Here is a 14,143-nt window from a genome sequence, read left to right as displayed (position 1 = left end):
GACCTAAGATGATATTGCCCAAAGAAAGGGCAAGGGGATCAAGGAGACTTTTGACCTAAGAGTTTAGATCTCAGGTTCTTGATGCGATCTCGATACTTTGCAGCTTCTTCGAACTCCAGATTTTTAGCTGATTCCTTCATCTTTGCCTCCAATTGGGTAATCAACTCTGGCACACTCTCCAAGGGTAGATCATCTGCCTGTTCATAGGCATCCTCAAGTTCTTGGGTATTGAGGCGGCGGGAGACCTCCAAAAAGGCCAAAATCGCATTATCAGATCCTTTTTTGACCGGTTGTGGAGTGATGCCATGCTTTTCATTATAGGCAAGCTGAATGGTCCGACGCCGCTCAGTTTCGGAAATAGCCCTTTCCATGCTATTCGTCAGATTGTCAGCATAGAGAATGGCTTGACCTCGGACATGGCGAGCGGCTCGACCAATGGTTTGAATCAGAGAACGCTCAGCTCTCAGGAACCCTTCTTTATCAGCATCTAAGATGGCTACAAGAGAAACTTCAGGTAAATCCAACCCCTCTCGCAATAAATTGACCCCAACTAAGACATCAAATACTCCCTGGCGTAAATCCCGAAGAATTTCGATACGTTGAATGGCATTAATCTCCGAATGCAGATATCGGACTCGCACGCCTCGCTCTTCAAAGTATTCCGTCAGGTCCTCTGCCATCCGTTTGGTTAAGGTGGTGATCAAAGTCCGTTCTTGGCGACTGACTCGCTCATGAATCTCAGCTAGTAAATCATCCACTTGGCCAGTTGTCGGACGGACAAAAATTTCTGGATCGATTACCCCCGTCGGTCGAATAACTTGCTCCACTACCCGATTTTCTGATAACTCTATTTCCCACTGCCCTGGAGTAGCGGACACAAACACACACTGGTTAACTTTTTGCCAAAATTCTTCGGACTTAAGGGGGCGATTGTCTGCCGCACTGGGTAGACGAAAACCATGATCAATCAGAACTTTCTTGCGAGCCTGATCGCCGTTATACATGGCCCGAATTTGGGGGACCGATACATGAGACTCATCTACGATTAACAACCAATCCTGAGGAAAATAATCCACCAAACACTCAGGTGGAGCCCCTGCTTCCCGTCCAGCCAGATGACGAGAATAGTTTTCTACTCCATTGCAATACCCAACTTCTCTCAGCATCTCTAGATCGTAGCGAGCCCGTTGGTTGAGGCGCTGAGCTTCCAAAAGTTTCCCGGTCGTTTCTAAATGTTCGACCTGTGCTTTTCTCTCCTCATCAATGGCTTCAACTGCCATTTCCAATCGTTCTGTTGGCGTTACAAAGTGGCGGGCAGGATAAACATTCAGTCCTTCCAAACTCTGTAATGTTGCTCCAGTAACGGGATCGACATAGCGAATGGCATCGATCTCATCCCCAAAAAACTCCACCCGAATAATCCGGTCTTCATAGGCTGGACCAATCTCCAGAACATCTCCTTTGACTCGAAATCGCCCCCGCCCTAAGTCCACATCATTGCGGGTATATTGCACGGCTGCCAGACTTCTCAGCAATTGCCGCTGATCAACTTCAGCTCCAACTTTGAGGGGGATTGAGGCCTTGAGATACTCAGCAGGGATACCCAAACCGTAAATACAGCTGATTGATGCCACCACAATGACATCCTGACGTTCAAATAGCGATCGTGTCGCGGAATGCCGCAGCATATCAATTTCTTCATTGATGGCAGCTGTCTTTTCAATAAAGGTATCTGTGACCGGAATATAGGCTTCAGGCTGGTAATAGTCGTAATAGCTGATGAAATACTCAACTGCATTGTTGGGAAAAAAGGAACGGATTTCGTTACAGAGCTGCGCAGCTAGCGTTTTGTTATGGGCCAGGATTAGCGTGGGTTTACCAATCTCTTCAATCACCTTAGCCATCGTGAAGGTCTTACCCGTACCCGTAGCGCCCAGCAAAGTTTGCCTAGAATGGCCAGATTGAAGGAGAGCGGTCAGTTTCTCAATGGCTTGGGGTTGATCACCTTTAGGGACAAATGGAGCATGGAGGTCAAAAGCTGTCATTAGGGCGAAGAGGTGACTGCCTCTTTATAATGCCGAATTTTTTCGATGTACGGCAGCAGCATGACATAGAACAATGAAAACCCGTGATAACTGTCACGTTCAGTCCCATCTATAGAGCCTAAATTGTAGATAACCAAGGACTTATGCCAAAGCAGGTCAAACAGCACCTATATAGAGGATTTACGCTTTCTGCTTGAGTCACAGAAAGGAGAAATACATCATGTCTAAGTTCAATAAGATTTCTACAAAAGCACTAGTGATGGCATCTGTAGCCGTAGGCGTTCAAGCCGTCAGTACCTTTGGCGCATTTGCGGGGCCTGCCCTCTTTTATCGCTACGGTACGGTCCGATTAAATCAATGGGACTGTATGCGCAGAGCCACAGTTTCCCTCAGACGGGAAGGCCTTAAGGTGCGGAAGCCAGATGTGAATATCAACAATACCCCGTTTATATTCGCTGATAATGCAGACTATTCTGCCATTATCGATTGTTCTCAATTTGCGAAACGACGTCGTGCCAATAAGCGTATCACTGTGATGGTAAGCGGTTATGGACGAGGCGCAAATACTCTTTCCAGCGCATTGATTGACAACATGTATTAAGTCGCTTATTCCCAACCATGAAGATTAAAACCAAACTTTTGCTTAAAAGAGCAAGTCCGGCTTTAACCTTAAAAAGTAGAGAAATGACTACTTCAGTAGACTTTCCCCCCGTCGAAATAGTTCACGAGCATAGTCAGTCCAAGTCCCCTGGCCCCAATACCGGAAACAGCTCGTTTCTACTAAGAGAACATAGAGTAAAGCTTCCTGGTAATCAGCCTGTTGAGTAGTGGTTGAATCAGCTTGGACTAATAGATCATATTTCTGATGAAACATAGCGCTCAACTGGTTCATGGGTTCGAGAACATTCTCATACCCCTTCACCCAGCTCAAGTCGTCCGTCCAAGAGGCCCCATCCATATGGAACTGATGATCGGTAGCTTGTAGCTCTTGAATCGCGGTTTCAACCTTTTTCGGGCTAACCGTGTCAGTCCCAATCTTGTTCCAGATCTTATATTGGCCCACCGCTTGGCAAGTGGGATAATCGTCTGGACTTACGCCCGCAGCATCCAATAGCTCTAAATACTCCGTACCATGGATACCCGTGACACCAGATCCTTGATTTTTCAGCTCATGCCAAACGGGCTGGTAGTCACGAGCGAATTCATTCATCATTACGCCCCCATTTTCACCATCGGCGATTTGGGTCACACAAGAGGGGACTGAGATACCTCCAATTTCTTGGCGTTGTCGACCTTTGGCCTCGTGGTAAGGCTGCATTTGAGCAACAAGCTTCGTATCAGAACCTTGAGTTTTGATCAAAGCGGTGATGCTGATGGTCTCGCCTTGTGAGTTGCGGGCTACGAGCTGATTAGGAATGTACTTATCGTCATGCCATAAGTCTGATCCATCTAGGCGCTCAACAGAATGTTCTTGTACCATCAGCCAACGATAACCACATTCTTTCAGAGCTTTGATGTATTCAAAGAGGGTATCGGGATGGTTAGGCAGATGCATTTCAGGGGGAGAAAACCCTTTGACCCGTTTCAGTGCTTCATCCCCAAACAGGCTGGCAAAATACTGCTGCCATGCCTGAATTTGTAATTTTAAATCGGGGATGGGTGTGGAAGGTGCAACAGCATGACTCCACATGGTGCCCAACCACTCAACATAGGGTTGATATTGAGGATTACAAGTCAGCTTCTTCAGATTATCCAGAATATCGTTCCGACCCATCTGATGGAGTCCCCACAGAAGGTTGCCGGAGTAATCCAGCATAATTCTTGGAGAGCAGCCAGCGCTTACCAATTCAGGGATAAAATCTCCCATTCGGCTGTAACACCAGGCAAAAACTTCAGCGTTATGGTTATCACCATCGCCAGGATTCTCAAACATATGCTGCAGGTTGCTGATCAATGCTCCCTCAGAGCCGGCTGGAATGGTGGGCTGGTGCATATGAAGGGCACAAGCAAAACTGGAGTGAATGTTCTCTAGCCGTAGATCAGTAGTGGGTAAATAAATCGGTTCAGAGTGGTTCGCCAGAGCTGCTAGTTCTGATTCCCGACCTGTGAGATTGGGTAACAGAGACTGAAGATCATCTTGATGAGAATCAGGCGATGGTGCAGTTGCAATCATAAAGGCTTAATCCTTGCAATAGTGAGGATTTCGATCAATTCGGAAGATTTTCCTGTCAGATGATAGATCACTCTTTCTGGAAATAGGCTTAAGCTCAGCTAAATTCTATAAACAATTGTCAGGATTCTGAAAAGACCGACTTTCTACGCCCAGCATCTGTATGCACGTTATTGAAAAGACTTCCTTTTTGTCATGGGTCTAGGGACTGGATATTGCTGTAGTGATTAGTGTCAAGACACGACAACTTCTCCAATGTTAACTATGTATCGTTGCAATAACTATTCTCTTAGCAATATGTAATTGAATTTATGGATGCAGCAAGATTTGATAGTAGAAAATATTCCCAAGCTTTGTCTTTAACAGACATACTTGCATAAAAAAGTAAGATATCGCTGATATAGCTTATGGGGCCTCTAGTTTCTCTGATTCATACCTAGGTCGAGATAATAGCTTTATTTTTACTATTGGCATTCATCTCATAGGTACAGGATGAATTTAAATCTCAATAATAGGCAGTTTTTTCTTCTTTCTGGATTAGGTGAATGGTGGCATTTTTAACTAATGAAATTGCTCATTATTCGATTGTTCTAAATTTTATTATTGATGAGGGTTTTTATGCAATCAAAATTTAAGTTTTTACCATTGCAATTTAGTTGGGTTGCAATCCATCCCAAGCCTGTGGGGGTTGTTCAATTTATTGGTGGTGCTTTTTTTGGGTCATTCCCCACCATCTTTTACCGATTTCTGTTACAAAAGATCTATGACCAAGGATATACAATCATTGCATTGCCTTATCGATTCACATTTCGCCATTGGTCTGTTGCAATCGGATTAGTGCGTGAGCAAAGAGCTCTCCGTCAAGCCATTCTAGATGAGGCGAAACGTCGAGACTATGATTACAAAATTTATGAAGAGGATCCCAAGTCAGCAGCTAAGAATTATTTTTGGTTGGGACATAGCTTAGGGAATAAATATATAGCTTTACTCGAGCTATTGACGGATCTAGAAACCAAGTCAGAAAAAGAGATCTTAGGAGGCTGTGTTGGACGGGATCAGTACCAGGAACTTGAAGATCGATTAAATGGGGTGGATTTCAAAGATATTTCTCTATTGAATCAGCCTTCTATACTGATGGCTCCAGCTATTACGGGCATTGAAAGTGCGATACCAGTAAAAGCAGTTGCTGATTTTGTTAAACGTCTGGGCTTAGATGTTCAACCCAGCGTAGAAGAGACCTATTGCCTCATAAAAGAAAGTCAATTATTCGGTCTTATGGGGTTAATCTCTTTTACAAAAGATAAAATTGCTAAAGATACCGTTGACTGGCTGAAAGCTAATTTACCCAATAAACCTACCAAAATGAGAGAGCTGGAAGGTGAACATCTCACACCTATGGGTTATCGCCAGGGCGATCCTGCCCTTGTCGAGACTGTACTTGAATTTCTGAAGGCCCTTTAAAAGACTGCGCCAGACTTTGTAGTTTCTCAATTAAGCGGCTTTATGGGATTGAAGTTTTCTAGAGCCGCTTAATTATATTGAATCGATGACATTATTGATGAATCTCAGGCCTGAGGTTGAAATCAACTTGCATCAATTTTAGAAATGATGTCCCCCATGATGTACCCGGAACTTTTTCCAGTGGCAGTGGCGCTTGAATTTCACGATTTTACGTCCATGGCGATAGAAAACGACAGGGCGCTTGAAGCATACCCACTTTTTGCGCCAGCGTACTCGACGCAATTTGCGTCTTCCTCGCCAGCGATGATGAGATACTACTAATTTTGAGTTTGTTCTGCAGCTTCTGATTGTTGCCCAACCGACGATGAAGAGTAAGCATTAGCTTGGGGGATAGCAAGTGTGGTTGTGGTTGCTGCCATTAGACCTAGCAGCGTAACTTTAATTGGCTTTAGCATGATAGATTCTTCCAACAGAAAAATAGAATAAGAACGTTGACTGATTTGTCAGAGATATATTAGATGAAGTGATGCTAGAGTCTCTATTTCTTATTAATAGAAGAGCAATGAACTTGCTTCTAATCTGTTTATCTCTCTTTTCCTAACTTATCGGTAAAGGCCAATGAATCATCCGATTTGGATCACATGAACAACGTGATACTTTCTGCTTGTCAGCGTGATCTTACTGAGTTTTTAGTTCTGGATCTATCGTCATAGTTTAATCTCAGAGAGGTATTGAGCTATATGCTAGTAAGTTTGATCTGCAAGATCTCTAGATTTAATTCTTCCGTTAAGACTATTGTCCCTATTCTTAAATCAGACTATGAATAAATTATTAGATATTTCGTGAATCTTGTAGGCAGCATATTTATTGAGGATGGGGTATTCTTTTAGGATTTAATTAATTCAAGAGTTGTATGCCTTGTTTTTAGGAATTGAATGATATCAAGGTTTGAATGAGGTGAATAAACAATCTTGGAGAGAAATGATTTTTTAGTGAAAATATATCAAGAGTGTTGAAACTATGCCTGAAAATAGTTTTTAATCACCAAAAGAATGCTTATGTCAAAGTCTTTGTTAGGTACACCTGGAACTCATAATTGTCTGAATCGGACTAAAGTGAAGTTTATCCATCTTCGTTTTTTGTCCTGAGATCTAGAACTTTGGTACTACTCCAATCCGGTTCTTTAGATCCATACCAATTTGGGAAATGTGATCCTTTCGGTCATAGTAGTGCTTTTCTTATGATTAGAGCGTTGGGAGCACTTATGCACATACATCACCCAACATCTCCAAACAAGAGGTTTTTTAGTATGAAATTCCGTGCTGTTTATTTACTGGCTGCCCTACCGCTATTACTCCCAATAGGTAATGGTTTGACTGTTGCGACCGAATCTTTGTTTCCTAGTTACGCAATTGCACAAGAAACGACTGAAAAACCGAATAAGGAAGAATTTAGAAAACGTCGACGAGAGCAGTTCCGCCAGCAACTGAATCTTAGCCCGGATCAAGTCTCAGAAATCGATCAAATTCGGGAGCAGAATAAACAGGATAAGCAAGCAAAACGAGAAGCTTTGCGAGCGGCTAAAGACAAAATGCAAGCCTTGATGGCTAGCGATGCATCTGATGATGAATTGAGAGCGCAACATCGAATTTTACAAGATTTGCGCCGTGACATGGGTGAGGCCCGATTTGAAACTAAACTAAAGATTCGACAAGTCCTCACTCCTGAGCAACGAACTAAAATGGCAGAGCTAAAGAAGCAAAGGAGAGGCCGTTGGGGCCGCCGACATGGCCGCCGACATCACGGGCCAGAAAACTCTCAAGCGAAATAACGCCACAAACTTACACCGAATTCCCAACCAAACGCAGGTTGGGAATTCTGGTTATTGGAGTAGTTAATAGATCTTCTTACTCTGCAAACCTATAGGAAGTGTGATTTAGTGCCTTGAGTACAGTATTGAATTCCTCCTCTGGTCCATAGATATTCACCATGGAGCATCATATGTAACCAGACAGAAATGTTCTAGTTCCAGAGTCTTATTTTTTATTCTCCTCCGGGTAAACCACTAGAGCCTATCAGTGATTCGAACTCGGACTACGTAGGATCTCTATCCGGGTAAACCACTAGAGTTTTGGGCCATCTCGCAGAACAAATCCGTGATAACTCTGTTTCGCTCTCAATTACTTTGGCAGATGATAAAAGAGAACTCAGGAAAAAAGCGGGGAGATCATGTTAACCAGCCTGTTAGCCGAAGCATTAGCAGTTACCTTTGATAACTTGACCATGACAGCTACAATCCTAGATTGTGCAGAAGAAGCTGCCGAAGATTTGAGCCCAGAAGCGCGACAGAGACTGGCGCTTGTTCATACTGGCCTTGCAATGGCGATTCAAGGTATGGAATGTGATGAACTACAGCAGTTGATCAAGCAATCTGAACTTTTTTGCGATTATTAATCATGCTCTGTATCTGTCAGTCGGGTCTTCCAACTAGTGACGAACCCGTTGCATCTCCGTATGCCTTTACCTCAATGTATTTAAGAAGCTGATGGTAGGTTAGCTTCCTAGCCTTTGATTTGTTCAGAGACTTAAGGTTAAGACACTTGGGTGAGTTTGGTGAAAGTACTGATGATACTAAGTTTAAGCGATTCTTACTGTTGGGGCACTACCCTTTATTTAACTTTTGGAGATACTAGTGGAGTACTCCTAGAAGCTAACTGAATAGAGTTATTAGATACTTCAATGACACCCATTTGTACCGTTGGTAAATGAACTCGGAAACAACTCCCTACCCCAACTTGACTCTGAATAGTAATTTTGCCTTTATGAAGTTGAGCAATGGATTGAGCTATAGCCAACCCAAGGCCTAAGCCTCCTTGCCTTCGAGCTCGGTGCTTATCTACACGATAAAAGCGGTTAAAGATATAGGGAATTTGTTCTTTAGAGATGCCTATTCCAGTATCCTCCACACTAATAATGGTGACCTGGTTAGTCCGCGCTACAGATAGAGTCACTTTTCCCCCAGAAGGGGTGTAAGCCACAGCATTCCTTAATAGATTTGAGAATAATCGAGCCAATTGCATGGCATCTCCAACTAATGTCATTGGAACAATGCCTTGGGTCACTAATTCAACCCCTTGAGTTTGAGCAGAAGGATCTAAAAAGTCGACTAAGTCCTTCAGGACTTCATCTAAAGCCACTCTAGTCCATTCTCGTCGGGCAGTTGGTACAGATGTATCTGTTCTCGCCAAAAAGAGTAGATCTTCAACTAATCGGTTCATTTGTGCAGTTGCACTAGAAATAGCCGCCAGTTTTTTTGCATCTTTGGGGTGGACTCTTTCTGGATGATTCATCATCACCTCAACAGATGTTTTGATCACTGTTAGGGGAGTTCGTAACTCATGGGAAGCGTCCGCAGTAAACTGCTTTAGCCTCAAAAAACTTTGCTCAACTGGTTTTAGTGAATATTCCGTTAGCCACAACCCTCCTATTCCGACTAAACCTAGTGCAATCGTTCCTCCTACTCCTAGTCCCCAAAGCAGCCTCAGCTGAGCTTTTTCTACAGGAGTAATGGACTGACTAGCCCGAATATATCCTTCTAGTAAGGGGCGCTTTAGCGCATCGGCATCGCTATGAACAGAAATAGTAAATGCACGAACCTGAAAAGACTTCTCTTCTCGTATGACTCGGACAACAATATTTTGTTCTCTCAGTTTGGGTGGCAAGTGAAGTGTAATCGCCCCTTTCCGAGCCAACAACCGACCATCTGCTGTGAACCATTCCAAACTATGTCGGTCTCGATTAAAGATATCGCGCCATGGAACTTTATCTACTTTATCGAGATAGGGCTTGCCTTCCTGTTTAATATCTGAGAGAGAAAGGGCTGCAGATTGAGCTAAAGTTTGTAGCTCTGCATCAATTTGGGCGTAGAGTCGTCGACTTACAAAGACATAGACTTGTACGCTAAAAACGGCCAAGATTGCTGCCATAACCAATAAGTAAGACAGCAATAAACGCCACCGCAATCCTTGAAAGAGAGGATTACGAAACCTGTTTAAGACGATAGCCAAAACCATAGACCGTTTGAATTAAATCATTGGGGGCTCCTGCCCCTTTCAACTTATGCCGTAACCCTTTGATATGGGCTTTTACCGTATCTTCTTCTGGTAAAACTTCATAAGCCCAAAGATGCTCCAGGATTTGGGCTCGACTGAATACTCGACGTTTGTTTCTTAAAAAAAGCTCCAACAGGCTATATTCTTTGGGAGTCAAAGCAATCAGCCCTTCTTGAAAGAAGACCTCGCAGGTATTGGGATTTAGCTTCAGATCCTCCCATTCCAGGATTGGTGGCGAAGTCATGGGACTCCGACGCAAAAGGGCCCGAATTCTGGCCGATATTTCCTCTAACTCACAAGGTTTGACAACATAATCATCGGCACCTGCGTCTAGCCCATCGACTTTATTTGCTGTAGTATCTCGAGCTGTCAGCATCAGTACGGGAATATCCAAACCTTGGTCTCTCATCTGCCGACAGAAAGCCAAACCATCCATCTTGGGCAACATAACATCTAGCAAAACCAAATCATAGGTAAATGCCTCCAGTAGTTCCCAGCCCATTTCTCCATCATGGGCTATATCTACTGCATAGTGCTGATCCGTCAGATCTTCTGCCAATGCTTCTGCAATTCGCTCGTCATCTTCTACTAGTAGAAGCTTCATGCCGCTTTTTCTCTCTTTGTCTCAATACTAACTGGAGAAGATCCAGCCACTCACCAAATGTCCTATACAGAAAACATTACGGCAAACTGGTTGTGCCGTAATGTTTTCTTATCAAAACAGTAGTTTCACTAATTTAGTGAACTGCTCTAGTTTGTTTGTAACATCTGCTGAACTTTGGTTCGCAAGGATTGGTCTTGGCGAACAGCCGCTAAGATCTGACTAAATCTCTGAGGTTCTAGTCCTTGGGAACGAATCACTTTTTCTTGCTCTGCTTGCCCCTTTTTTTCAATGGCCTGAATTTTGGTCATTGCTTGTTCAAAGGACTGTTTTTCTGCATCAGTGGCATCTACTGCTGGGCTACTGGCTTGCTGCCCATTGTATAGAGAATTGAACTTATCTTGGGTCAGTCCTGACTGACCAATCACTTGGGAAATTTCCCCTTTGGTTGTTTTCTCAAGTGAACTTAATTGAGGTATGGCGGTTGCAAATTGCTTAAGCTCACCCTCAGAGATGGAGGATTGTTCTCCTGATGCAGAATCAGCTTCTGGCTTTAAAGCATCAGCACTTGGAGTGGTTTCAGGGGTACTGCTGGAGGGTTGTTCAGTTTCTGAAGGCATTGCTCCTTCAGGGCTCGTTTCCTCTATAGGAGCTGTAGGAGTGGCACCGGTATCATCAGCGGGTTGTGCAGCACCACCTTCACCGCCTTCAGGACCTGAAACAGGGGGAGTTACGGTTGGGGGAGTAACAGTGGGAGGAGCGACAGTGGGAGCTGTCATTGTCGGAGCAGTGGCATCCGGTGTAGTGGCATCACCAGCAGATGGATCGTCAGCAGGTTGTTCTGCACCACCTTCTGCAGTGGCGTCCGTCTCGTCGGTAGCATTCACTGCATCATCAGCAGGGGCATCACTGGCAGATGGATCGTCAGTAGGTTGTTCTGCACCACCTTCCGCAGCGGCGTCCGTTTCATCAGTAGCTCCCATTGCATCGTCAGCAGGGGCATCACTGACAGATGGATCGTCAGTAGGTTGTTCTGCACCACCTTCTGCAGCGGCATCCGTTTCATCAGTAGCTCCCATTGCATCGTCAGCAGGAGCGTCACTGGCAGTCGGTGTTTCGGTGGGTTGTTCTGCGCCACCCTCTGCAGTATCTGTCGGCTCAGCCGCAGCATCTACTTCACCACCTGGAGCATCGCTCATGGCGGGGGAATCAGCCGATTCTTCTTCTGCAGATACTGTAGTATCAGCAGGAGCACTATCCGTTGCTGAAGCATCTTCGCTAGTTTCGGTTGCTGCTCCAGTGCAACGAGAGTTCAGAGGGAAGTTCTTGCATAGAACTTTCAAGGCAGCAGGAGAAAGCTCTTTAGGGGCTTCAGCTTCAGCTATCAGTTGTGTGGATGAGTTAGAGAGAAGGGAAGATTGGCTGGCAACGCTAGGTAAGCTGGTCAAAACACTCATGCTTGCTAGACCGAGCAGCGTAGGGAAGATTTTCAAAGTTGATACATACTTTTGAGTATTCATAGGTACTCCTAATGAAAATAGGTAACGAATGGTCTGGAGTGATCTGTAAAACTCAGCTCATTAATGTTGTAAATGCTTTTGTTCTGAATAAGGCTATTCATTCAACTATTGTCAACTTGACAATTGCTCTATTCAGAGAGATTTGGATGCACACGACTGTGGACGAACCAAAACAGCATTTGCGACTTGTGCCAAAAATTAAGTTTTCCAAGTCAAGAAGGGATTCAACTGTTTCTTCACAAAGAAACAGTTGAATGGGGAAATTTTGCTTCTAAAACTTAAGGAGCTTGAGGGGCAGTCGAGTCTGTTGCATCAGGTGCATCTGGAATTGCAGGGGCTTCAGCATCAGGTACAGCGGGAATCCCAGAAGTTTCGTCAGGGCTATCACCAGGAACTGCATCAGGTACAGGGGGATACTTGGGACTTTCTGTATCTTCTAATTCTGCACCACCCTGAGGGACGTCTGCTTCGCTCCCAGGTTGAGTTGGAGCATTTTCGCTAACTGTTTCACAAGCGCCAAGGAATGTGGCTAGTCCTAAAGTTAGTAATGCTGGGATGAGTTTAAGTTTCACTTCAAATACCTCCACCAAAGTAATAAAACAGAGCTTTTTTAGAACTCTTTCAGATACTGAGGATAAATTTAAAGTGTGAAGAAATTGGGAAATAGATGTACTTTCTTCTCAAAAACTCATTTTTAACTAGACTTGTTAACCTATGTTTTCCCGATACAACCGGGCGTAAGCAAAGGATCGGGGATGCATGGCTCAAAGAAAAACGGGTCAAGGACAATAGATCCTGTACCCGAACCAAAAAACTATCATGACCCTACCATCGCAATTGCTAACCGTGCTAGCCCATGACGAATTTCTAGAACAAACTGAAGCACTCAAAGTATCAACCAGCCTGAGTCAGATGGTTTATATCGTTCTGCAAATGGGCTTGTTTCTAGCTCGCTGTCTTCTGGAGGATGAACTCTCAAGGCGCGCGAAAGCAGTATTTGTATGGCCTGTATGTACTACCTGCGGAACCCGCTTACATTCGAAGGGATGGGAATCTCGTCAGATGCAGACACTGGTAGGCACTATCTCTTGAAAGCGACGGGTGGGCCGTTGTCCCAAAGGATGTCCAGGCAGTCTGTTGACTCCCCTGGATCAAGCCATTGGGATTGCCCCCTATCAGCACAGCAGCGAAGAACTGGTGCGTCTGGGCTGCTTGTTGAGTCTGTTCATGCCCTATGAACTGGCCAGTTGGATGCTGGGTCAGTGGAGTGGTCTATCCGTGAGTCCATCCAGTTTGTGGAACTGGGTGCAATCCGTGGGTAACAAAGCTCAGCAGGAATTAGAAGCTCAACTCAACGCTCAATCATCAGGGACTCAGGCCCCTTGTGAAGCGATTTCAGAGATGTTATCTGCTCTACCTTTGGCCATTGCCGCCGATGGTGTGATGGTCCCCTTTCGCCCCACCCCGAACTCACCCAAGGGAAAAATCCAGTGGCGAGAAGTCAAAGTCGCCATCTTAGCTCGCCTGGGAACACGGGTTACCCGAGCTAAAAAGGAGGTCCCCCAATTACTGCGTCGAAGACTGGTGGCAGTATTGGGCGATATCGACCAGTTCATCCCTTTACTTCAACTCGAAGCTCACAAACAAGACTTTGAATCTGCTCCAAAAGTCATCTGGCTCAGTGATGGGGGACGAGGCTTCTGGCGAGTCTATCGCACCTTGTTCTCTCATTGTGCTGTGGCAGTCCTCGACTTTTTTCATTCAGCAGGCCATCTGGCACGAGCAACTAAAGCGATGTTTGGAGATGCCCGCTCTGCTCAAGCCCAAGCCTGGTTCCGGCACTGGCGACACCAATTGCGACACGGGCAACACCTACTTGTATTACGGTCCTTGACGATATTGATTCACTCACAACTGTTAACGGGAAAGTCTTTTTCAACGTTGCTCCAGGTGCAGGCTTATTTCCAACGCCATCATAACCACATCCGTTATCGGCACTTTGAACAGCAACAGATTCCTCTCGGGTCAGGAATGGTTGAAAGTGCATGCAAGTGGTTGATTCAGCAGCGCTTTAAGGGAGTTGGCATGCGCTGGAGTGAGGATGGTTTCAACCATTTACTGATCTTGAGAATTGCCTGGGTCAATGAACGGTTTGACTCCTTATTCCCAGAGGTGACCATTCCGAAAACTAAGGCATCCCCGATCCGCTAAATACGCCCGATACAACCGTTGAC

11 protein-coding genes and 1 pseudogene are annotated in these 14,143 nt (G+C 44.8%); 5 read left to right on the top strand and 7 right to left on the bottom strand.

Annotated elements, in window-relative coordinates:
* Nucleotides 1–38: 38 nt before the first annotated feature.
* Nucleotides 39–2,045 carry an excinuclease ABC subunit UvrB gene (gene uvrB / locus I1H34_RS15765; protein ID WP_212661979.1) on the bottom strand — a complete coding sequence of 669 codons (2,007 nt, stop codon included), beginning with the start codon at nucleotides 2,043–2,045 and terminating at the stop codon, nucleotides 39–41.
* 220 nt (nucleotides 2,046–2,265) lie between these two features.
* Between uvrB and I1H34_RS15760 the strand changes: the two genes are divergently transcribed.
* Nucleotides 2,266–2,646, top strand: coding sequence for a hypothetical protein (locus I1H34_RS15760; RefSeq protein ID WP_212661978.1), 381 nt, complete (start codon nucleotides 2,266–2,268; stop codon nucleotides 2,644–2,646).
* A gap of 87 nt (nucleotides 2,647–2,733) precedes the next feature.
* Here I1H34_RS15760 and I1H34_RS15755 read toward each other — a convergent pair whose 3' ends face one another.
* A complete protein-coding gene (locus tag I1H34_RS15755; RefSeq protein WP_212661977.1) occupies nucleotides 2,734–4,218 on the bottom strand; it encodes a glycosyl hydrolase family 57 in 1,485 nt (494 codons plus the stop codon).
* Between the two features lie 615 nt (nucleotides 4,219–4,833).
* Between I1H34_RS15755 and I1H34_RS15750 the strand changes: the two genes are divergently transcribed.
* Nucleotides 4,834–5,676 carry a DUF1350 family protein gene (locus I1H34_RS15750; protein ID WP_212661976.1) on the top strand — a complete coding sequence of 281 codons (843 nt, stop codon included), beginning with the start codon at nucleotides 4,834–4,836 and terminating at the stop codon, nucleotides 5,674–5,676.
* 317 nt (nucleotides 5,677–5,993) lie between these two features.
* On the opposite strand, the gene I1H34_RS15745 is transcribed toward I1H34_RS15750, so the two are convergent.
* A complete protein-coding gene (locus I1H34_RS15745; protein WP_212661975.1) occupies nucleotides 5,994–6,131 on the bottom strand; it encodes a hypothetical protein in 138 nt (45 codons plus the stop codon).
* An 854-nt stretch (nucleotides 6,132–6,985) separates the two neighbouring features.
* Here I1H34_RS15745 and I1H34_RS15740 point away from each other — a divergent pair.
* Together I1H34_RS15740 and I1H34_RS15735 are read left to right on the top strand one after the other, a co-directional pair.
* Entirely contained in the window at nucleotides 6,986–7,507 is a 522-nt protein-coding gene (locus I1H34_RS15740) for a Spy/CpxP family protein refolding chaperone (RefSeq protein ID WP_212661974.1), read from the top strand.
* A gap of 398 nt (nucleotides 7,508–7,905) precedes the next feature.
* Nucleotides 7,906–8,130: a hypothetical protein gene (locus I1H34_RS15735; RefSeq protein WP_010472706.1), complete on the top strand. Its 225-nt coding sequence runs from the start codon at nucleotides 7,906–7,908 to the stop codon at nucleotides 8,128–8,130.
* Nucleotides 8,131–8,345: 215 nt separating this feature from the next.
* Here I1H34_RS15735 and I1H34_RS15730 read toward each other — a convergent pair whose 3' ends face one another.
* The 4 genes from I1H34_RS15730 to I1H34_RS15715 form a co-directional block, all read right to left on the bottom strand.
* Nucleotides 8,346–9,662: a sensor histidine kinase gene (locus I1H34_RS15730; protein WP_212661973.1), complete on the bottom strand. Its 1,317-nt coding sequence runs from the start codon at nucleotides 9,660–9,662 to the stop codon at nucleotides 8,346–8,348.
* A gap of 52 nt (nucleotides 9,663–9,714) precedes the next feature.
* Nucleotides 9,715–10,392: a response regulator transcription factor gene (locus I1H34_RS15725; protein ID WP_212661972.1), complete on the bottom strand. Its 678-nt coding sequence runs from the start codon at nucleotides 10,390–10,392 to the stop codon at nucleotides 9,715–9,717.
* Nucleotides 10,393–10,538: 146 nt separating this feature from the next.
* The gene (locus I1H34_RS15720) at nucleotides 10,539–11,909 is read right to left on the bottom strand and encodes a DUF4168 domain-containing protein (protein WP_212661971.1); all 1,371 of its coding nucleotides are present in this window, start codon (nucleotides 11,907–11,909) and stop codon (nucleotides 10,539–10,541) included.
* Nucleotides 11,910–12,187: 278 nt separating this feature from the next.
* Complete coding sequence (locus tag I1H34_RS15715) at nucleotides 12,188–12,481, bottom strand: hypothetical protein (RefSeq protein WP_235108860.1); 294 nt, start codon at nucleotides 12,479–12,481, stop codon at nucleotides 12,188–12,190.
* Between the two features lie 247 nt (nucleotides 12,482–12,728).
* On the opposite strand from I1H34_RS15715, the pseudogene I1H34_RS15705 reads away from it, so the two are divergent.
* A pseudogene (locus tag I1H34_RS15705) lies at nucleotides 12,729–14,120 on the top strand (ISKra4 family transposase).
* The last annotated feature ends 23 nt before the right edge of the window (nucleotides 14,121–14,143 follow it).

Origin of the sequence: Acaryochloris marina S15 (assembly GCF_018336915.1) — a bacterium.
In the GTDB taxonomy this organism is placed as follows: domain Bacteria; phylum Cyanobacteriota; class Cyanobacteriia; order Thermosynechococcales; family Thermosynechococcaceae; genus Acaryochloris; species Acaryochloris marina_A.
The sequence above is the reverse complement of the archived record's forward strand: the minus strand, read 5'-3'. Positions and strand labels throughout refer to the sequence as shown.